Source organism: Nitrosovibrio tenuis (assembly GCF_900109785.1).
Classification (GTDB): domain Bacteria; phylum Pseudomonadota; class Gammaproteobacteria; order Burkholderiales; family Nitrosomonadaceae; genus Nitrosospira; species Nitrosospira tenuis_A.
On sequence record NZ_FOBH01000004.1, the window covers coordinates 121,052 to 142,202 of the forward strand.

Consider the following 21,151-nt stretch of genomic DNA (forward strand, 5'->3'; position numbering starts at 1 on the left):
CCGCTTGCCTTCCTCCATAGCATTCCGCCCGATAAGGGGATGTGAGGGCTATATCAGCATATCGCTTCGGGGACCGGCGTGAAGGGCCGTCTTTGCTAAATAATCCATGAGATGGAAATCAAATCATGAATACAAAGCATCTGAGCCATACTTATATAGCGGGTCTGTTCGTGATTGCATTTGCCCCCGTGACAATTGCTCAGTCAGAACAAACCCGCGAACAGGTTAAACAACAGGTCGAGCGGCAGCAACGGGAGCAGACTCAAGGCAGTGAAGAGGCGACCGACCTTAAAGCTCAACAAAGCGAGCAGACTGAAAACCCTACCATAACGATGGAAGAAGAAAAAAGGTTACGTCGGCAGCAGCAAATTCAACAACAGCGATTACAGCAGCAGGAAATCGAGGACCGTGCTCAGCGAGACATGTTGCAATAGGACGACAAGGAATAGGCTTGCATGGCTGCCGGGTAGGCTAAAGCATGTAAGGATGTGTCGACCGGAGGGGCTGGTAGAAAACTTTTCAGTTGCTGCGATCGGGTCCGGTCATTGACGGATTATTTCAGTTGGCTGATGGGTTGCGCTTCATAACCGCTTTGAAGTGAAGAAGGGCAGATTGATCTGCCCATCTCTCATCAATACATTTGCTGGCGAACCTATAAAAGGTAGATAAATAACAGAACAATTGCGGGCACGCCTAAAAGCCACGCGATAAGATATTTTCCCATGAAACTCTCCTATTCGTTATTGAGGTTAACAACACCGATGAAGGTCTGTATGGAACATGATTGACATGATCAATATACATGAGCGGTTGAACTAACTCCGTACGCAATCCCACTTATGCTGGATTACAACGTGCAGCTGAATTAAGCAGTTCGAATCAGCCTTAACGATTTAAAACATTTCGATTCAAAATATTTCGATTCAAATATTTGATTCGATTTTTTCCCGGCTGACTAATGCGCAGCTCGATATCCGCTTTGCAAGTGGACCGGATGCCGTGAAGTAGCTCCGCCAATCGGCTTGCAGGTGCGGTTGGGAGATAAAGGGAGATAAAGCTGGGCTACCTCTTCCGTGTGATATTGCTTCCAGGTCAAACAAAATCCCGGCTATCCACCGTGAGGCTGCCCAATAGATGACTATGGTCCACCAGCCGCTTGGCGATCACGTGTTTGACGCCGCTTTCGGATTGCCATACGCCGTGCACCGTCAAGAGCCTTGAACCTAGAGCTTCACGGCGCTGCTTCAGGATGATGGGGTTCCATAATATGACATTGATGATCCCGGTCTCGTCCTCAAGCGTGACGAACATGACGCCGTTGGCGCTTCCGGGCCGCTGCCGGCACGTCACGATGCCAGTCGTTCGCACCAGTCGCCCTGCTGGGCAGTTATCCAGCTCCACGGCCGAGCGCAGATTCATCCGGGCCAGTTTGGGACGCAGCAGCACAAGAGGGTGTCTGCGCAGGGTAAGCCCCGTGCTGGCGTAATCGGCCAGGATTTCCTCTCCTTCGGGCGCGGCGGGAATGGTGGGCAGCATCTCTCTCACCGGAGCATTTCGCATCATGTCTGATTGTTTAATATGCGAAGCGACCGCCCATAGCGTCTGGCGCCGGTGGCCTGATAAAGTATTCAGTGCATCGGAGCTGGCAAGGGCACGCATTTCCGCGGCATTGAGTAATGCCCGGTTTGCCAGATCGCCGGCATTTTCAAAAGGCGAAAGCTTTCGCGCCTCGACAATGCGTTGGGCGGCTTCCAGGCCCATCCCTTTTATCCGGTTCAGGCCCAACCGTACAATGGACTGGGCGGGCTGTGCGGATTGCATAGATTGAACAGGCTCGCCCGCTTCTTCCAGCGTGCATTCGTAATTGCTGATGGTTACGTCCACCGGCTTGACTTCAACGCCATGTCGCTTGGCATCCTGGATTAATTGCGACGCATTATAAAAACCCATGGGCAGGCTGTTGAGCATGGCGCACAGGAATGCGGTGGGCTCATGGCATTTAAGCCAGGCCGATACATATACCAGGAGCGCGAAACTGGCGGAATGGGATTCTGGGAATCCATATTCCCCAAAACCCTGGATTTGCCGGAATATTTGCTCGGCAAATTCGGCCTTGTAACCTCGACTGACCATTCCCGCGATGAGCTTCGCATGAAAGGATGCCAATTCCCCCTTTTTTTTCCAGGCGGCCATGGAACGTCGCAGCTGGTCCGCTTCACCCGGGGTAAAACCGGCGGCCTGCACTGCCAGTTGCATCACCTGTTCCTGGAAAATCGGCACACCGAGCGTGCGCTCCAAGGCCTCTCTCACCCCTTCGCCGGGATAACTCACGGGCTCCAGTCCCTGGCGGCGGCGCAAATAAGGGTGCACCATGCCTCCCTGGATGGGCCCCGGACGGACTATGCCGACTTCTATTACCAGATCGTAGAATTCGCGTGGTTTCAAACGCGGCAGCATGGACATCTGCGCGCGCGATTCGATCTGGAAGACGCCGACGGTGTCGGCTGCGCAAATCATGTCGTAGGTCGCTTTATCTTCCGCGGGGATATCCTGCATCCGGAAGGGGACGCCGCGCCGGGCGGAAACCAGATCCAGCGTACGGCGGATCGCCGACAGCATGCCGAGCGCGAGCACGTCGATTTTCATGAGCCCTACCGCCTCGAGATCGTCCTTATCCCATTGGATGATGCGGCGCTCCGGCATGGCGGCGTTTTCAATGGGAACGATACGGCACAGCTTGTCGCGCGTGATGACAAAGCCGCCCACATGCTGCGACAAATGACGTGGAAAACCGTAGAGAAGGGAAGTCAGCGAAATCAGCTTGCGGATGACTGAACTATCGGGGTCGAAGCCGTTCTCCGTCAGGCGCTGATGGATATCGGAGGCACTGTCCCACCAGGCAAACGAGCCGGACAGCTGCCTGACGCGTTCGAGATCCAGACCCAGCGCTTTGCCGATGTCCTGCACCGCCGAGCGCGTGCGATAGGTAATCACAGTCGCCGCGATGGCGGCGCGATCCCGGCCATATTTACCGTAGATATGCTGGATCACTTCTTCCCGACGCTGATGCTCGAAATCGACATCGATATCGGGAACCTCGTTTCGCTCCCTGGAAATAAACCGCTCAAACAGCAAATTGCTGCGCTCCGGATCGATTTCGGTAATGCCCAGGCAATAGCAGACTGCAGAATTGGCCGCCGAGCCGCGTCCCTGACAGAGAATGTCCTGCGAGCGGGCGAACCTTACGATATCGAATACTGTTAAAAAATAAGGCTCATAGTTGAGCTCCGCAATCAGCTTTAATTCATGTTCGATTTGTCCCCTGACCTTGGCTGAAACGCCATTCGGAAAACGCCGGGTGATGCCCTCTTCAACCATGCGCCGGAGATAACCCGCATAGGTCTCGTCTGTTCCGGTTAATTCGTCAGGATATTGGTAGCGCAGCTCATTCAGCGAAAAAGTACAGCGGGCGGCAATGTTTATGGTCTCGCGCAGGAGTTCCGGCGGATAAAGCTGCCCCAGTCGCGGTCTGGCGCGCAAATACTGTTCCGCATTAGGCTCCAGCGCATAGCCGCATTCAGCCAGCGGTTTACCCACGCGAATGGCGGTCATCGTATCCTGCAGAGGCTTGCGGGAAGCATCATGCATGACGACATCCCCCGCAGCCACGAGTGGCATGCCTGTGATATCCGCCGCCAGTTGTATCCGCTCGAACAATTGATCTTCGCCACCGTGAAGCAACAGCTCGACAGCGGTCCAGCAGCGACCAGGAAAGAGCGACAGCGCCCAGCGCATGTCATCCATCAAAGTGCTGTCCGCCTGGGTGAGACCGGGAATCAATAAGACGAGACAGTCTTGTAGCAGCGCGAGATGAGGCGCATCCGGGCAGTTTTCAAAATCCTCACGGCTGATGCGATAAGCGCCTTTCTCGGCGCGTTGCCGTGCCAGTGTGATGAGTTCGCACAGGTTGCCGTAGCCATTCAGGTTCATGGCCAGGCATACCAGCCGCAATCCATCCTCCAGCATGAATTCGCTGCCAATGAGAAGATGCAGGCCGACTTTTTTGGCTTCGGAATGGGCTCTTACAACCCCGGCCATAGAGCATTCATCGGTAATGGCAAGAGCTGAATAGCCCAGGCTTGCGGCACGTTCGACCAGCTCTTCCGGCATGGAAGCGCCTTTCAGGAAGCTGAAACTGGAGCGGCAATGAAGCTCGGCGTATGAGCAAATGGCGGAATACATGAGTAGAAGCTGCCTTATCCAAACAATCCCTGCAAATACCAGCTCGCATCTTTGTTCCCTTTATCCCCGTCCTTTTTATCCTTGCTCTCTTTATCCTCGCCTTCCTTATCCTTTTTTATCGGATCATATTCACGGTAAATCCAGAGCAATTGGCCCAGTGCATTCTCGGCAATGAAATAATCGCGCGCGATCAACGCATCATCCCACCAACCGGCTTCGATCCGCTCCGGCCCCGCGAGCAGTTTCAATGGCGAACCATAAACCGGCTGGTGGCGTTGCAGCTTCAGTTCCAGCGGGGTTTCGATTAGCCAGGCGGGACGAGGTAACTCGGCTGGAATGATTTCATGGCGTGAAATTCTGTCCTTTTCCTTCGTTCTTCTCGTTTTTCCTCTCCCTGCTGCCTCTGTTTCCAAAGGCTCGAATCTCTGGCTGCACTCCGGCCGATGGTCGGGGACAGCTTTCAAGCCTGTGATGGCCTGGGGCCCCAGGCGGGCAGAAAGTTTCTCGATAAATCGGTTCAATGAGGTTGTCTCCGATTGCGCGCTGGGGAACAGTTCCAGATTGGCATTTGCCCCCGCTGCGATTTCATCCGCTATCAGCTCGAGTTCGCAGACCGGGGCAGCCAGTTTTGCGCGCTCCAAGCGCTCGCGCAGCAAAAGCATTAAATGGCGGGAGTCGCCGCTTTGTTCGGAAAGCCGTATGTCGATGGGCGTGGATTTATGCGGCTGCCGGAGAGAAAATTCATGATGCAGGACAAACGAAAATGCCAAAGCTGCTGCATGGCGCGAAGCCAGCCATCCGCACATCTGTTCGATCAGCCGCTGCACGGGAACCCACAACAACTCGACATTTTCAACTTGCGCCAATAGCCTGAATTTTTGCTGGAAGGTTTCGGGCGCTGCAAACCATTTCCGTGGATCGGGGGAGTCGCCATAAGCACAATCCAATTCAGCCAGCAGATCCGGACCAAATCGGCGTGCTAGCCCGCTGCGGGGCAGTCTCCGCAAATCGGCAAGTGCTTTGCAGCCTATGCCGCGAATGACTTCAAGATGAGGCTGGGCTGATTCCAGCAGATTGACAGGCAGGGAATCGAGCAACAAGCGGAACCTGGCGGCTGTCCCATTGACAACGGTTCGAGGTTGAGCTGACCGCGCGAGCAGCCATGCTCCCCTGGCGGTAGGAGCGACACCTGTACAGATTTGCAAACCCTGCGCGGTGACGGCCCGGTTGAGTAATTGGCACAGCTTTTTCAGGCCGCCGAACAGCTTCAGGCTTGCGGAAACTTCGCCCATCAGGCCGCTGTCTTGCAAAATAATATTGGGCGTGAAGCGCAACGCGGCATACACGGCCTCCTGCAATGCTTTCATTTCCTCGTTGGGGTCCTGTTCCACCACCACCAGGCCCGGAAAAAGCGCCATGGCACTGGCAAGGGTCTGATGAGCCGCTATTCCCCGCTCTTGCGCCGGCTTGTTGGCCTGCTGGATATAGCTCTGATTACCTTTGCGGGCAGTCACCGCCATTGCGGGAATGAGCGCAGCGGGAAACCGGCGCTCAATCCAGTCAAGCGACAGTGCCGGGCAATGAAGAGCGATCCACAGCATTGTGAGATGATGAATTGTGGGGCAAGGAAAATACCCCAGCGGAGCTGGAGAAAGGTCTGGTCGGGGGCAAGATAATACGGATCGGCAAAGCAGCTGGAGCGCCCCGGCGCTTGAGCACACGAACGGAAAGAGCGTGCTGTCGCGCTGAACCAAGCACTACTCTGAGGGGCGCTGCGGAGGGTTCAAATTGGGCACTCACCGGCCTGAACAAAAAAACCACACTGGTGGCAGCCCGCGCAATGATTTGCAGTCTGCGCGTCATTTGCTGGCTTACCTGAGAGAGCCAGCCGATCACGATGCCAAAGGCGGCGCTTTTGATGCCTTGCTCAAGTGCCCATAATCGCTCGGCGGGCTTGTAAACCCTGGCCATTACAATGCGCCCGCTATCGATATTCAGATTCTCCCACGCATGCATGTAGGGAATATAAGGGGGGCCTACCAATAAAATATTTCTTCCTTTCCCAGTGATCTGCTCGAGCGATGGACCCAACAAACTGATTTCGCCCAGCCCTTCCGCATTCAACAACAATTCTGTCAGATTCCGGGTAGGCCATCCCCCTCCGGGCAATTCCTTGTCCAGTTTATCGAAACCACTGGAAACAACCGGGTCGGCTGCAGATCCTAATGCATCGCCGCGCCATATTCTGCCCTTGAATCGAGCCTCTATTTGTAATAGCGATAGCGGCGATACTGAAGGTACTGGTACTGGTGACAGGGATGGGGAAGCAGCAGGCATTGGCATGGCGAAAATTCATCACTTACAGGCTGGAACCGGGGCGGGCATGAGGGCGGTGTGGGGCCACATGGGCTTTGCGGATCAGGCCCACATAAAATCCGTAGATTTCCAGCTTCTGCTCGGGCCGGATGGGCGGATAGTCCCTGCCCCGTTTTTCGTTGCGCGCTTCGAGGTAATAGCCTTCCTGATCCCTGGCCAGGACTTTGAGGGTGAATTCATTATCCACAATGGCCAATACGACTTGACCGATCGAGGCTGTATTGCCCCGCTCGATAATCACCATATCGCCCTCGAGTATTCCCAGATCGATCATCGAATCCCCCTTGACGGGAAACAGAATGGTTTGGGATGGCTTTTCGATCAGATAGTCATCGATGCGCAACAGCTCAGGCTGAACGTCGAAAGCCTGTTGCGGCAGTCCTGCCCATACCCTATGCCCGACCGTGCGCTCGAAAAAGCGGAGCGTGGGGCGCAGCCGGCCGCCGGGCGCATTTTCCAGAAAACCTTCTTCCTTTAGCCGTTGAACGATCTGGTGGGTCCAGGAACGCGCTTTTACATTCCACAGCGCGGACAATTGGGTAGTCGATGGAATGATTTTTTCGCGGACATAGTAATCCTGAAGTTTGCCAAGGTAAGTAAAAATGTCGAGTTGCTGCATGATGGAATTAATCAAGAACGTTTGTTCTCATTATAGAGAACAAACGTTCTTGATTCAATTCAAGCGAGCGATCTCCTGCTTGCTAATGGATACAGTAATTGGAATGCGTAGTGAATGCGCCCTGTCTGGCGCACCATGAAACATAAAAAAAACGGCCATCAACTGATGGCCGTCATTTAAGAGCGAGTTTCAGTAATTATTATTAATTACGCGATGCGTTTTGTTGGGCGGGCGTCAATTGGTCCTTCCATTCTCCCGGCAGATTCTTAACCCAGCTATTGTATACATTGGGAATAGCAAGAACCCCCTGGCCACCATAGCCTGCCAGACTGCTGATGCGATCATCGGTTTGCGTATTGCCATCACTTACCAGTGAAACCCGGCCCGCGATCATGGCATCAGATAAATCTCCATCATTGTTGGGATCGGCGTCCACCACGATAAGCTCATTGGAGAACTTGCTGGTTACATAGGCGTAGTACCCTCCTCCTTTCTTTGCTCCAAAATTGGCTCCGTGGCAGCCTGCATCGCAGGGCAGCATCTTGGCCACCTTGTCGGTAGCGGTATCGATGACAATTATCGACTGGCCCATATTCGCAACGACTACGGCACGGCCATCGGGGGAAACGGGTAACTGGATGGGGAGCATGCCGACGGTAGCCTGCCCGTCACTATCGCGGTCGACTATGGTGCCATCAATGGGATTGTAGTCGGCGATAAGGTTGATGGTTTTCTTCAAGGTCCCATCCTTATTGATGACGCTCACACTATGATGCAACAGGTTGGCCGCATAGAATTTGCTTGCGTCCGGCATCATGCCGATAGCGATAGGGTGAGCCCCGGGGGCGGAGTCTCCCGTTGGAGTTCTCTCCAGGATGCCGCCGCTATTGATGTCATAAAAACCCACATCACTCGTAAAAATGTTGGGCGTGACGGCCAGGGCCTGATTCCCGTCCACGCTAATCCAATGTCCGTGAGGATTTGTGGCAGGCTGACCGGCTTTCTGCGTGGGCATCATCCGGGCGACTTCGGTTGTTCCTGCCGGGATCATGGACATGCCGTCCTCGCCATTATTGGTAACCGTGATGTCATCGTTGTCGGGGCGCGTCATGACATGGGCCGGAGCTTCGCCTACCTGTATGTTTTTGATCAACGCCCCCGTTTTCTTGTTGATCATGGTCAATTTGTTATCAAACCATTGGGTCTGATAGACCACCGATTGATCCCTGTTGGTCCACATATTGTGCGGGTTATTCATATTGATCTGCGGCAAGGCGATCTTGCGCGCCGGTTTCCAGGTGCTCGCGTCAACGACAGTGATAGTTCCGGGCTTGGTCTTGCCTGCGGTTTTCTCAAACTGGGTATCGACCCATACCTCACCCACGCCTGGAATTGCGGGGGCAATAGGCGGTGTCAGGGCAATATCGTTGCCGTATCGAGCGATCAAGACATCCGACAGATTGGCGACCGCCCCGCCGGTGATACGGACGGGAACGCTGGGATAGGTCACCTTCCAGGGCGTGGTAGAGGTAAAATCTTGCCAGTTGTTGGGGGCGGTAGCGATAAAGAAGATTCTCAGCAACCGTGTGGCGAGGTCGCTGCTCGTTGGGAGATTCACAATGCCGGTAGCAAGATCGATGCTTTCGCCGAGATCAAGCCCGTCGGTTGCCGGGTCATCCACGATGACTGCGCCAAACATATAAGGATGTACCTTACAGGTAAATACATATAAACCCGGCGTCGTCAGCTTGACAATACCACCACCTTTGTAGGCTCGGCTTTGATCAAAGGGCATCGATGCATGCTCCGATTTGGCCTTGTCGCGCCCTCTGCCTCTACCCTTGTCGTGATTTCCGTGGTTGCCGTGATTGGAGTGCTGCTTGGCGTGGTGACCATTGATAGGGTCGTCCGCTCCACTGGGCCAAAGCAGGCTGGTCATGGTGTGCACGGTGTTGGTCTCCGCCATGATAAAGTTGACGCTGCTGCCTGGCGGAATGACTTCCAGGGAGCGGGTGCCGCCGGTAATTTTGAAAATGGTATCGGCCCGGGCGCTTCTGTACCAGCTTGCCGGTTCATCCGAAATTACGAATGTGACGAGGCCGGGGTCATCGCTTGCATTGCCAAAAATGGCGCCATGAGGGGATGCACCGGCAACGCTGTTACCTGGCCCCTTTTTTGAGCCTTTGTTTGCATCAACTCTAAAACTTCCATGCATGCCCGCTTCCATATGGGAAAACAGGTGGCAGTGGTACTGCCAGTGGCCTGGGCCAACTCCGGTGCCCGCTTTAAGGGTGAAAGTGTGGCCGTCGGAACCATCTGCCATCAGTTTGACGTCAATGATGCTGTTGGTACCCGGTTCAAACCACCGATGAGCGTGCAGGTGGAAGGTATGGCCCGGTCCTGCCGACAGAATATGAAATCTGACGATATCCTCCTCCACCGCTCCCAGAACCGGATTGGTCCACAGTGGTGTCTGTGTTCCGGTTTTAGAAATTTCTGTTCCCCAGAAGGTCGAGCCAACCATGAATAAGACGTACTGTTTATCCAGTTCTGATGCTTTTACCGATTTGATCGCACCATCACCGTCAACGTATCGTTCTACCTTCCCATCCACGCTATCAACGACGATGGCTCCAAACAGGCCGAGAAGCTCCTGTCCATCACCTAAGTAGGGATGAGCGCCTGTTTTGCTGGCATTGAATGAGTAGCTTATCGTCCCTCCGGGTCCTGCTTTCGCAGCGCTGGTGTTCGAAAGCCCGGGTACCTTGAATCCTGCGGGTTTACCTGTATTGTTGATGACTGTGATATTGACAGTGTCGCCCTGTTTCACAAAAAGAGTCGGTCCTGGGATAACCGCAGGCCTGTCTCCCCGTTTGTAACCGAACTGACCGTTGGGTAAAACCTCGGCAGACAGATTGATGTCATGAGTTGCCGCCCTTGCCATGGATGGGGCCAAAACCAAGGCCGCCAGCAGCGCAAAGGTCATCGCGGTTGTAGCGACTTTCTGCTTAAATCCAAGAATATTGTTGCTCATTTTTTATCCTTTATATACCTGTTCGCTAGGTGCATCTTCCCATTAGTGGCCGGCGTTGACGTTGAAGCTCCCCTTCATCCCCATCAATTTGCGTGAGAAATTTGCGTTTAGATATTGCGCGCTGTCCGATGCTTTGATCGTAAATACGTGTTTCTCCAGGGGACCGATATCTTTGGTATTGATCATTTTTGTGGTGCCCGGATCAATCCATTGATAACCCCCGAGCTGGAATCGGTTCAAGTAAGTACCCATGGCGATGAGATGAAACCTGATGTTGTCATCTCTTTTTGCGGTCAGGAGGGGATTGACTCCGAGCCATGTTTGTTTCTTGCTCACGCCGTCAATTTCCATTCCCCAGAACGCATCGTCGCTCATGTAAAGCACGTAATCCTTTTTGATGTGGGATATGGGTAGACTGGTAATACTGCCGCCGTTACTCGCGGCCACCATGCCGGATGCCGGATTGACAATGACGGCGCCGTAAAGACCTTTGTCTTCGGAACCGTTGTGTGTTTCGTAATTGTGGTCGTGGTATGGCCAGGTACCCGCGGTACCCGGTGCAACATCCCAGAGGTAGGTATAGAAGCGTCCCCCGTGGTCCGGATAGGCACCTTCATCTTCAATCTTATTGATAACTTTGAGCGAGCCATCGCTCAAGATCGTGTAATGGACACCGTGTACATGGACGCTGACCTGCTGATCTGGGGTAATCGTAATAGCATTGCGAATCGTGAGCCGAACCTTGTCCCCCTCCGTGAGAACGATTGTCGGTCCCGGAATGGTGGCGTGCGGGCTGTATCGGGAGGTAATATTTACGCCGTTGACGTGGTGCTCGACCATTCGATAGGCGAGCAATCCGTCGGCGGTTTGTTCCCCGATCATTTCAATGCGATGGTCAGCACTGATGCTTTCACCGGAATGCAACAAAAACATCGTCAGAAAAAAGGTAGATGAAATTGTCAACCGAGTAAAAACACGCTTGAATCCGCTTGCAATTGACGAGGTAAACAGGTGATCAGAAGCAAAAAACTCCCCCGCATCACAGCTATGTTGGTACATCATGTCTGAGAGACTCCTCTAGATTTGGAATTTTTAAAAGCGAGCTCGGAGGTCGCGAGGGTTTTCCGTTTAGCCGATAGCTCTGAGTTCTTCCGATGAAACCTGGACCCCTGCAGCTCTATACTGTTGGTGGGCGTATGAGTATTTCCTTTGCTCGGCGTCGAGTTCGATCGCTACAAGATCGAACTCCCCGCACCAGGGCAATTCGCCAATTACTTTGGCCGCGCCAGATTATGAGTTAATAACCCTGTCGGAACCATGGGATGGATGTACTTCTTTGGCTGGGAAGATGTACCTGTGTTTCCTGTTAATATCGGTACACTTGCACCACGACACGAGAATAGAGGAAGGGTAGAGCTGAGCAGGACAACGGGCTGTGCCCAACGATAGCTATTGCAGATTGTTGGTATGAGTTGTTGACTGAGAGGCTGTCGCAATAAAGTGGTGGTGGTGGAGTTTGGCAAACATGAAAAGATCAAAGCGGTTGGTGATTTCCAATTTGCTGAAAATGGACGTTAGATGATTCCGCAAGGTCTGTTCGCCGATATATAGCTTTTTCGCGAGTTTTTTATTCGAAGCGCCCGCTTCGGTTGCGAATGCGTTGATGATCAAGCGCTCTTTTCGGGTAAGACTGGCAATTTTTTTAGTGATGCAGTCTTCAGGCTTTTGGCCTGTGCGTAAAAAGTTGCTGAAGATACGTCCGGTAGTACCCCGGTCGAGCCACAGTTCGCCCGCATGTATCTTTTCGATGGCTTTGAGGATGTTTTGGGTGGACTCTTCTTTATAAATAACGCCGCGCGCCCCATTCAGTACAGCCCCGTCAACAGCGGCCTGATCGTGAATCTCGGTAAAGATGATAATGTGGGAGCGCTCTTCCTCCAGCAGATTCGGGATGAGGTCTATGCCTTTTTCCATTCCGAGATAAAGGTCGAGTAAAACGACATGGGGCTTCTTCTCTCTGGCCAGCCGCGTAGCATCCAAGCCATTGGTTGCCTTGCCAACAACTTCCATGCGCGGTGACTCATTATTTATGAGCTTTTCGAGCCCCCAAAGAACGATCTGATGACTATTAACCAGGAGGACGTGAATGGACATGTCGGAAGTGGAATTATTAAATTTTTCTGCCACCTCGGGGGTGTTGAAAAAAGCATAGTATAATTTTTTTCATTATGCAATTGGGGTCATTATGTAAGGGTATGGTTGTACCGGTACTAATATTTATCATATCTTTCAAAAACTTATTAATGATATGAAATGATGAGTTATGCTCCGGAGTGGAGATACTCTATTTTCGCAACGGCAGTAATTTTGTTTTTTTCAATACCGGGGTGATAAATGAAGCACGGCTATCGAACCTCTGGTGTACGCGGATATCCGAGTGAAAAGAGATATGGCAACCTGAGCGGTGCACGGCTATGCTTAAGCGTGACTTGCGCTAGCCCGGCAAGTTTTATTCCCGGCTATTGCTTGCGTCATCCGTCGTCTGTAACCTAATATGTTTGCTAAATATGATTTCCCTCAAAAAATTTCTCGAGATCGACTTCGCCTGTCTCTTCATTTTTGGTAATCTTTTTGTCATGCATGAGGCTTACACTCTGCACTGTGAAAGTCTATGAGTAAATCCCGAAATACTGTGAGCAAATATTGGCGAGTTTCGCGCCGATATGACGCGGACGGATTCACCCTCCTTGAATTACTGGTTGTAATGGTCATTATCGGATTGCTGGCCGGTTACGTCGCGCCCAAGTATTTTTCGCAGGTCGGTAAGTCTGAAGTTAAAGTGGCTCAAGCGCAGATTGACTCCCTTGAAAAAGCGCTGGATCAATATCGGCTGGATACCGGGCATTATCCCGCTACCGAGCAAGGATTGCCCGCATTGATGGGCCGACCGGCAAACGAGCCGAAATGGCAGGGGCCTTACCTGAAGAAGGCTGCCCCACCCGATCCCTGGGGACGCCCGTACGTCTACAAATATCCGGGGGAACGCGGGGAGTACGATTTGTACTCCTTCGGCAAGGACGGCCAGCCAGGGGGTACGGGGGAAGCAGCGGATATCACGAACTGGTAGGTTGCGATGCGGTACGAAGTGAAAGCTGTGCTAGCCGGGCAGGGTACGGTATTTCTGGAACTCGACGCGGATAACGAGGAGGAGGCTCGTCTCCAGGTCGCGGCGAAGGGTGGAATGGTATTGCATGTCAGGCGGAGATTTTCCGGCTGGATACCGAAGCGCAGAGTGCGGTTTCCGCTCGCACACTTCAGTCAGGAATTGCTTTCGCTGCTGGTAGCGGGGCTCAGCTTGGTGGAGAGCATCGAAACGCTGGCGGATAAAGAGCAGGACGCAGGAACGCGTAAAATTATTCAGGGCCTGCTGGCGCGGCTTTACGAAGGCGTTACTTTTTCCCGGGCACTGGAGTCCTACCCTCAGGCATTTCCGCCCCTTTACGTCGCGAGCGCAAGGGCGAGCGAGCGTACCGGCGACCTTCCCGAAGCCTTGACGCGTTTCATAACTTACCAGACGCAGATGGATCTGGTTCGCAAGAAATTGATCGGCGCGTCTATCTACCCGGTTCTTCTGTTATCGATTGGCCTGCTCGTGGCTATATTTCTCCTGGTTTTCGTGGTGCCGAAGTTCAGTGCAATTTATGAGGACGTTGGAGCGGATTTACCTTGGCTTTCGATGCTTCTGATCAAGTGGGGGCGTCTCGTGCATGACCACGGATGGCAACTGGCGGGCGTTGCAGGTGCTATGCTGGGTTTTATTATTTACGGCGTAAATCAGCCGTTGTTCAAACAATGGGTTAACCAGCAATTATGGCATATTCCTGCTATTGGGGAACGCATGCGCGTGTATCAGCTTGCGCGTTTTTACAAAACGCTGGGTATGTTATTGCGGGGCGGCATCCCGGTGGTAAAAGCGCTCGAGATGGTGGATGGCCTGTTGCAGCCACACTTTCGGCCGCGGGTTCGCGCTGCCGCGGTCCGTATTCGCGAGGGCAAAACTATTTCGGCGGCCATGGAGGCGGAAGGGTTGACCACCGCTGTCGGCAATCGCATGCTGCGGGTCGGCGAAAGGACAGGCCTCATGGGTGAAATGATGGAGCGCATCGGTAATTTTCATGATGAAGAAATTGCGCGCTGGGTTGAATGGATAACCAAGCTGATTGAACCGTTGCTAATGGCGGTCATCGGTGGCGTGATCGGTGGAATAATCATTCTCATGTATATGCCAATATTCCAGTTGGCGGGAAGTGTCGGTTGAGTCAAGTTGTTGAATCCGCCATGCCATCGCCGGCAAGCGCTTCGATAGTGGTTGAATCCGCCGTGCCATCGCCGGCAAGCACTTCGATAGTGGTTGAATCCGCCGTGCCATCGCCGGCAAACGCTTCGATAGTGGTTGAATCCGCCCTGCCATCGCCGGCAAGCGCTTCGATACTGGTTGAATCCGCCGTCCCATCACCGGCGATCGCTTCAATCGATGCACGTCAGCTTTTTGAAGCGCGTGCAGAGGCGGCCAGCCAGGGTATTCCGGTCATCCGGCTGCTGGAGGAACAATACGGCTGGGCGCCGGATGTCTTGATTGCGGAACTCGGCAGGCTGCTGCGGATGCCCGTATTGACAATGGAGAATCTGCGCTCTTTTCATACCGCGTTTGAAAAATTGTCTTTTAATGAAGCGGTCACGCAGGAATGCGCGTTGTTCCGCGATGGAGATGATTACATTCTGGCTGTAGGCAATCCGTTCCTGCCTCATCTGAGAGCCTGGGTGGAGGATCGTATTGACACCCCTGCAGCGTGGCATTTGGTCCACCCAGCCGATCTGGCTGCTTTTTTCTCGCAGCAGGAACAGACGATGCGCGCCATGGACAGCGTGCTCCCGGCGGCCCATCGCCGTGCCGAACAGGCGGGTGAGGAAAACCTTTCGCTCAAGACCATCAACGAAGGCACCAGCCCGGTGGTGCGGCTGGTGCATTCCACGTTATATGACGCGCATAAATCGCAGGCGAGCGATATTCATCTTGAGATGGCAACCGGAGCGCTATCCATCAAGTATCGAATAGATGGTGTACTGACGGCAATTGGGGTTGTGCAAGGCGCCGATCTGGCGGAACAGGTCATTTCCCGCATCAAGGTGATGTCCGATCTGGATATTGCCGAGCGGCGCGTGCCTCAGGATGGTCGGTTCAAGATTTCCATCCAGGGCCGGGAAATTGATTTTCGCGTATCGATCATGCCGAGCATTTTTGGCGAAGATGCGGTGTTACGTATCCTCGACCGCCAGGCGCTGGCAGATCACGTCGAAGGCCTCACGCTTAATCATCTCGGATTCGACAAGCCCACTATGGCGGGCTTGCGGCGCCTGAGTTCGGAGCCGTATGGAATGCTGCTTGTGACCGGTCCTACCGGCAGCGGCAAAACCACAACGCTTTATGCAGCGATTTCCGAAGTCAACACCGGCCACGACAAAATCATCACCATTGAAGATCCGATTGAGTACCAGTTGCCGGGCGTACTCCAGATTCCCGTCAACGAAAAGAAGGGGCTGACGTTCGTGCGGGGCTTGCGCTCCATTCTGCGCCACGACCCCGATAAGATTATGGTTGGCGAGATTCGGGACCCGGAGACCGCGCAAATTGCAATACAAGCCGCGTTGACGGGCCATCTGGTTTTCACAACGGTCCATGCCAATAATGTATTCGACGTCATCGGGCGTTTTTCACATATGGGCGTGGATCCTTACAGTTTTGTGTCAGCCCTCAACGGAATCGCGGCGCAAAGGCTGGTTCGCCTGCTTTGCGCACACTGCGCGATAGAAGAACGCCCGGACGAGCAGCTGATTCGGGAATCCGGAATCGATCCTGAACATGCCCGCACGTTCCGGTTTCGTGCGGGAAAAGGTTGCGGTCAATGCCGGGGAAGCGGTTACCGGGGACGCAACGCGATTGCGGAGATGCTGGTGCTGAATGATGAAATTCGCGAACTCATCGTGGCGCGGGAACCGATCCGACGGATAAAGGAAGCGGCAAAGCGCAATGGCACCCGTTTCTTGCGTGACGCGGCGCTTGATATGGTAAGTACCGGGCAAACCAGCTTACAGGAGGCCAACCGTGTCACTATTGTGGCATGACCGGCTTCAGGTTTTTTTTGCTCCTGCTCGGGTCATACTCGTGCGCTCGTATAAAGGCGTGAAACCAAAACCTGCCACACAACTATCCGTCGAATGTGAGCATAAGCCGGATCAAGCTGCATGGGAATCTCCGCTTGCGCAATTGGAGGAGATAATTGCTAACGCCCAAGGAACCGAAGTAGTCATTACTCTTTCCAATCACTTTATGCGATACGCGGTTCTGGCTTCGCAGAAAAATATTGCGAGCGCTGCTGAATTGCATGCATATGCGGAATTTCACATGCGTGAAGTATTTGGAGAACGTGCGGCGGAATGGATGATTAGTGTAAGCGCCTGGGACCCATGCAGCGGCGGTGTCTGCGCGGCAATGCCGCGCAGCCTGTTCGAACGGCTGGAAGAACTTACCGCGCGCGGCAAGACAAGGCTGAAATATATCGAGCCTTACTTAACCGCGACATTCGATCACTGGCGCAAACACTTCGATGCCCGCCGGGGGTGGTTCGTATTGGTCGAAACCGGCCGTTTTTGCCTTGCTTTGCTGGAGGACGGAGCCTGGCAGCGAATAAGCAATCAGAGAATCGTCCATAATCTGGAAGATGAACTGCTTGTAACGCTCGATCAGGAGGCAATACTCTTTTCCGGACGCAAGGAAGCGATCGAAACAGTTTATTTATTCGCGCCAGAGCATCCGCAACTGATATTGCCTGAGGATTGCGGTTGGCGGGTTACTTCTCTGCATACTGTCAATACGCTTCCTCCACCGCATTACCCGGCCGGCGCTATTGTTCCTGATAAGGCCAACGAATGCGCAGCCTCAGGCTAAGATTCCCGGACAGCGGGGGCGAAGCGCGGCAAGCCGGCTATGCCGTTATGATGCTCGGTATAATCGTTCTGGCCGGAGTGCTCTATCAATTCCAGGTGGCCATGAACGAGGTGGCTTATTGGGATCTGCGCATTGCCAGCATGGACCGGCGGATAGAGCGAAAAACGTCGCCCGAGGTTTTCTCCGGGCCGGAGAGACCGGAGATGAAACGGGAGGTAAGAAAAGCCAATGCAGTGATGAGCGAACTTGATCTGCCTTGGGGAGCTCTGTTTGATTCGATCGAGTATGCCTCAAGCCACGATGTGGCTCTGCTCTCGATTCAGCCCGATGCCTCAAGCCGAAAGATGCGAATTGGCGGCGAAGCCAAAAATATTCCGGCGATGCTCGAGTTCGTGGGCGCCCTTGAGCGCGAGCCCGCGCTAAAGGACGCTCACCTGCTCAAATACGAGATCAAGCGCGATGATCCGCATCGGCCCGTGACCTTCTTCGTATCCGCATCATGGGCTTGAGTCGATTATCCGACATGATCCTGCGGATACGGTGGCAGGCGGAGCAGCTTGGCACGCCGGGAAAAATCGGCCTGGGGCTGTTGGTTTTTTCAATAGTGTTTTTTGTGGCGGCAGTATTGCCTCGCCAGGCGGAGTCGAGCGCCCTGATGGTCGAGGCAGAGACCATGCAGGCGCGCTTAAGAGCAGAACCTGCGCCGGAAGGCGAGAAAGCGACCCGAAAGATACCGCGCACGCAAGGGTTGAAAGTATTTTATGCTTTTTTTCCGAATACTGATTCGACCCCATTCTGGATCGCGGAAGTGGTACAGGCCGCGGCAAAGAACGGTGTGGAAATCAATGGGACAGAATATCGCATGGACCGGGAGAAAGAAGTGAAACTGGCGCGCTATGAGATGATATTGCCAGTTCGGGGGCAATATCCGCACGTGCGCGGTTTTGTTGCCGATACCCTGCGGGCTGTCCCGGCACTCGCGCTTGTCGATGTTGCGATAAAACGCGAGAGCGTACAATCGGAATTGCTTGAAGCAAACCTTAAATTCAATCTCTATCTGAGCGAAGGCAAGAAATGAAACAGGCCGCGGGGCGAGGGCGGGCATTGTGGCTGGGCGGTGCCCTGGCGGCAGCGCTTCTCGCCGCTCAATGGGTGAGCGGAGAAGACGGCGGCGCGGATTCGGGGCGAGCGGTTGAAGACACGATGCCACGAAAGGAAGTGCGCCCTCCGGAAAACCAACCGGCAAAGGAAACAGGACGCGACGCCGCAAATGAAGCCGAGCAGTTACAGCTCGAGCGATTGGAGCGCCGGAAATTCAGTGCGCAGGCAGGTGACATTTTCCGGAACCAATCATGGGCACCGCCGCCTCCGCCTGCCTCTTCGAAACCCCCTCCTCCGGCACCGCCACCCCTGCAATTCAAGTATCTCGGCAGAGTTACCGAAGGAGATGAAACGCGAGTGTTTCTAGCTCTGGCCGAACGTAATTATATTGTCAGGCCGGGGGAGAACATCGATAGCCAGTATCGAATGGATGCGGTGAACGAACACGCCATCACCCTCACCTATCTCCCTCTTAACGCAAAGCAGATGCTTGCTATCGCAGGGCCAGGGAACGTTCAATGACAATGGGGAAGTGCCTGGTAGTTGTCCTGATCCTGGCTGCGTTCACTGGATGCGCGACAAATAAGGCGTTTGTCGAAGGCAAGCGGCTGATTGCGGAGGGCAAGATGGATATGGGCCTTGCCGCCCTGGAGAAGGCGGCGCGCGAGGACCCGGATAACCTAGAGATTCGCGCGGTGCTTGCCCGGCAGCGCGAAGCGGTCGCTGCGCGTATTATGTTCGAAGCTGATAACGCCCGTTCGTCCGGGGATCTTGCCGCCGCCGAGCGGGGGTATCGTCATGTACTTGAGATAAACCCGCGCCATGAGCGCGCGGAGGCTGGCCTGGCTGCGCTCGATATGGATCGCCGGCACATGGCGCTCATGAAACATGCGGAAGAACTATTGGAACGCAACGATTACGCGGCCGCGGAAGCCGAAGTCCGGTCGGTGTTGCAGGATAATCCCATGCTGCGGGATGCCCGGCGGCTTATGCAGCGTATTCTGGAATTGGAACTGCAAGGTGACAAGATGGGGCCGGTATTGAAGACAGCGTTCAAGAAACCGGTTACGCTCGAGTTTCGCGACGCGGGTTTGAAATCCATATTTGAAATCATGGCTCGCACAGGTGGAATCAATGTCGTTTTTGATAAAGATGTCAAGCAGGACACCAAGACCACTATTTTCGTCCGCGACACGCTTATCGAAGACGTATTCAAGCTCTTGCTCGTGACTAACCAGCTCACGCACAAAGTGCTCAATGAAAATTCGGTTCTGATCTATCCTAATACCCCCGCCAAGCAAAAGGAATATCAGGAGCTGATGGTGCGTAGTTTTTATGTTTCCAATACCGATGTTAAGCAGATAGTCGCGATGGTTAAAGGATTGGTTAAAACCAAGGACGTGCATATCGACGAAAAGCTCAATCTTTTTGTCATGAAGGACACCGCGGATGCGATTCGTCTGGTCGAGCGGCTTGTCTCGCTCAATGATCTGGCCGACCCGGAAGTCATGCTGGAAGTCGAGGTTCTGGAAATCGGACGCAACCGCCTGCTCAATCTCGGCTTGCAATATCCCGATAAGATTACGGTGAACATGCTTACCGCTGGCGCTGCCGCTGCCGGCGTTCCAGCGGCTTTCCAGATCAGCAGGTCGGGGGTTAACGGCAACGGAGCAAATCTGGATCAGCTAACCGGATTCATTGCCAACCCGGCATTGCTTATCAATCTCAAGCAGCAGGACGGAATCGTCAACGTTCTGGCCAATCCGCGGATACGGGTAAAAAACCGTGAAAAGGCAAAGATTCTTATTGGCGACAAGGTTCCTGTGGTCACAACGACGGCCACGGCTAATGTCGGCATTGCCTCATCAGTGAGCTATCTCGACGTGGGACTCAAGCTGGACGTGGAATCCACGGTTTCGCTACAGGATGAGGTTTCAATGAAGCTCAGCCTTGAAGTCAGCACTATTGTCAAGGAAGTGCAGATCGCAAATGGGGGGCTCGCCTACCAGGTGGGAACGCGTACCGCGGCCACGACGCTTGCGTTAAGGGACGGTGAGACGCAGGTTCTGGCGGGACTGATCAGCGATGAAGAGCGTACTACCCTCTCCAAGGTGCCCGGGCTGGCCGAACTGCCGTGGCTGGGCAAACTGTTTACGAATTATAATGTCACCCGCAACAAAACGGAAATTGCGCTCCTCATTACGCCGCGCATCGTGCGCAATATTGCCCGACCCACAAAATCGGCCAGTGAACTTCATTTTGGTACCGAAACCACGGTTGGGGTGCCGCCGCTGACAATTGGGAAGGCGGCCCCGCGATCGCTCGCCATATCGTCCGGTTCGGCGGCTGGCGGTGCACCTGGCGGGCCTTCCCAGCCTGCTCGTTTACCGGATGAGCCGCCCGCGCCGCAAGCTGCTAGCGCTGGCTCTCCGACTATAACAATATCGGCACCCGAGCAAGTGCTCGCAGGCAAGGAATTCGCAGTCAACGTCAACCTTTCCGGCGCGGAAGCATTCCCCCCCGGTGAGCTGGAGCTGAATTACGATGCCAGCGCGCTTGAATTACTGGATGGGGGAGACAAGTCGGGGGCTCGCGTGTTGAAGCTCGGCAAGGGCGGAGGAGCGGTGGAATTGCGCTTCCAAGCTGTTGCGCAAAAGCCCGGCTCAGCCCAGATCGCCGTTAAGAACGTCACTTTCCGGGATGAAGCCGGCAATCTCCTTCCTGCCCCGGTTGCGTTACCGCCCGCGGTCAGCGTTGATATTCGTTGAGTCGC

The 21,151-nt window shown here is 54.0% G+C and carries 16 protein-coding genes; 9 read left to right on the top strand and 7 right to left on the bottom strand.

Annotation, left to right across the window (positions count from 1 at the left end):
• Positions 1 to 125 precede the first annotated feature (125 nt).
• Positions 126 to 434 carry a hypothetical protein gene (locus BMX00_RS07225; protein WP_090828350.1) on the top strand — a complete coding sequence of 103 codons (309 nt, stop codon included), beginning with the start codon at positions 126 to 128 and terminating at the stop codon, positions 432 to 434.
• Between the two features lie 658 nt (positions 435 to 1,092).
• Here BMX00_RS07225 and BMX00_RS07230 read toward each other — a convergent pair.
• The 7 genes from BMX00_RS07230 to BMX00_RS07260 form a co-directional block, all read right to left on the bottom strand.
• Positions 1,093 to 4,242, bottom strand: coding sequence for an error-prone DNA polymerase (locus BMX00_RS07230; protein ID WP_090828351.1), 3,150 nt, complete (start codon positions 4,240 to 4,242; stop codon positions 1,093 to 1,095).
• A gap of 14 nt (positions 4,243 to 4,256) precedes the next feature.
• Positions 4,257 to 5,843: a Y-family DNA polymerase gene (locus tag BMX00_RS07235; protein ID WP_090828352.1), complete on the bottom strand. Its 1,587-nt coding sequence runs from the start codon at positions 5,841 to 5,843 to the stop codon at positions 4,257 to 4,259.
• Positions 5,803 to 6,585 (bottom strand): translesion DNA synthesis-associated protein ImuA, encoded by a 783-nt coding sequence (gene imuA, locus BMX00_RS07240; protein ID WP_245727890.1) that lies wholly within the window; start codon positions 6,583 to 6,585, stop codon positions 5,803 to 5,805. Before imuA ends, BMX00_RS07235 begins: the two co-directional genes overlap by 41 nt.
• Positions 6,586 to 6,601: 16 nt before the next feature.
• Positions 6,602 to 7,237 (bottom strand): LexA family protein, encoded by a 636-nt coding sequence (locus BMX00_RS07245; RefSeq protein ID WP_090828353.1) that lies wholly within the window; start codon positions 7,235 to 7,237, stop codon positions 6,602 to 6,604.
• Between the two features lie 202 nt (positions 7,238 to 7,439).
• Positions 7,440 to 10,271 (bottom strand): beta-propeller fold lactonase family protein, encoded by a 2,832-nt coding sequence (locus BMX00_RS07250; RefSeq protein WP_090828354.1) that lies wholly within the window; start codon positions 10,269 to 10,271, stop codon positions 7,440 to 7,442.
• Positions 10,272 to 10,313: 42 nt separating this feature from the next.
• Positions 10,314 to 11,333, bottom strand: coding sequence for a multicopper oxidase domain-containing protein (locus BMX00_RS07255; protein ID WP_245727899.1), 1,020 nt, complete (start codon positions 11,331 to 11,333; stop codon positions 10,314 to 10,316).
• Positions 11,334 to 11,720: 387 nt separating this feature from the next.
• The gene (locus BMX00_RS07260; protein WP_090828355.1) at positions 11,721 to 12,458 is read right to left on the bottom strand and encodes a response regulator transcription factor; all 738 of its coding nucleotides are present in this window, start codon (positions 12,456 to 12,458) and stop codon (positions 11,721 to 11,723) included.
• A gap of 484 nt (positions 12,459 to 12,942) precedes the next feature.
• Here BMX00_RS07260 and gspG point away from each other — a divergent pair, with 484 nt between their 5' ends.
• From gspG to BMX00_RS07300, 8 genes are read left to right on the top strand one after another with little or no spacing between them, the layout of a single operon-like run.
• Entirely contained in the window at positions 12,943 to 13,398 is a 456-nt protein-coding gene (gene gspG, locus BMX00_RS07265) for a type II secretion system major pseudopilin GspG (RefSeq protein ID WP_090828356.1), read from the top strand.
• A 6-nt stretch (positions 13,399 to 13,404) separates the two neighbouring features.
• Positions 13,405 to 14,589, top strand: coding sequence for a type II secretion system F family protein (locus BMX00_RS07270; RefSeq protein ID WP_090828357.1), 1,185 nt, complete (start codon positions 13,405 to 13,407; stop codon positions 14,587 to 14,589).
• Between the two features lie 20 nt (positions 14,590 to 14,609).
• Positions 14,610 to 16,454, top strand: a complete 1,845-nt coding sequence (locus BMX00_RS07275; protein WP_245727901.1) for a GspE/PulE family protein — start codon at positions 14,610 to 14,612, stop codon at positions 16,452 to 16,454.
• On the top strand, positions 16,435 to 17,277 hold the full coding sequence (locus tag BMX00_RS07280) for a hypothetical protein (protein ID WP_143053058.1): 843 nt from the start codon (positions 16,435 to 16,437) through the stop codon (positions 17,275 to 17,277). Before BMX00_RS07275 ends, BMX00_RS07280 begins: the two co-directional genes overlap by 20 nt.
• Positions 17,259 to 17,786 carry a fimbrial assembly protein gene (locus BMX00_RS07285; RefSeq protein ID WP_090828359.1) on the top strand — a complete coding sequence of 176 codons (528 nt, stop codon included), beginning with the start codon at positions 17,259 to 17,261 and terminating at the stop codon, positions 17,784 to 17,786. Before BMX00_RS07280 ends, BMX00_RS07285 begins: the two co-directional genes overlap by 19 nt.
• The gene (locus tag BMX00_RS07290; RefSeq protein ID WP_090828360.1) at positions 17,777 to 18,355 is read left to right on the top strand and encodes a zinc-binding metallopeptidase family protein; all 579 of its coding nucleotides are present in this window, start codon (positions 17,777 to 17,779) and stop codon (positions 18,353 to 18,355) included. Before BMX00_RS07285 ends, BMX00_RS07290 begins: the two co-directional genes overlap by 10 nt.
• Entirely contained in the window at positions 18,352 to 18,900 is a 549-nt protein-coding gene (locus tag BMX00_RS07295; protein ID WP_090828361.1) for a secretion system X translation initiation factor, read from the top strand. Before BMX00_RS07290 ends, BMX00_RS07295 begins: the two co-directional genes overlap by 4 nt.
• A complete protein-coding gene (locus tag BMX00_RS07300; protein WP_090828362.1) occupies positions 18,897 to 21,146 on the top strand; it encodes a secretin N-terminal domain-containing protein in 2,250 nt (749 codons plus the stop codon). The genes BMX00_RS07295 and BMX00_RS07300 overlap by 4 nt, the downstream gene beginning before the upstream one ends.
• The last annotated feature ends 5 nt before the right edge of the window (positions 21,147 to 21,151 follow it).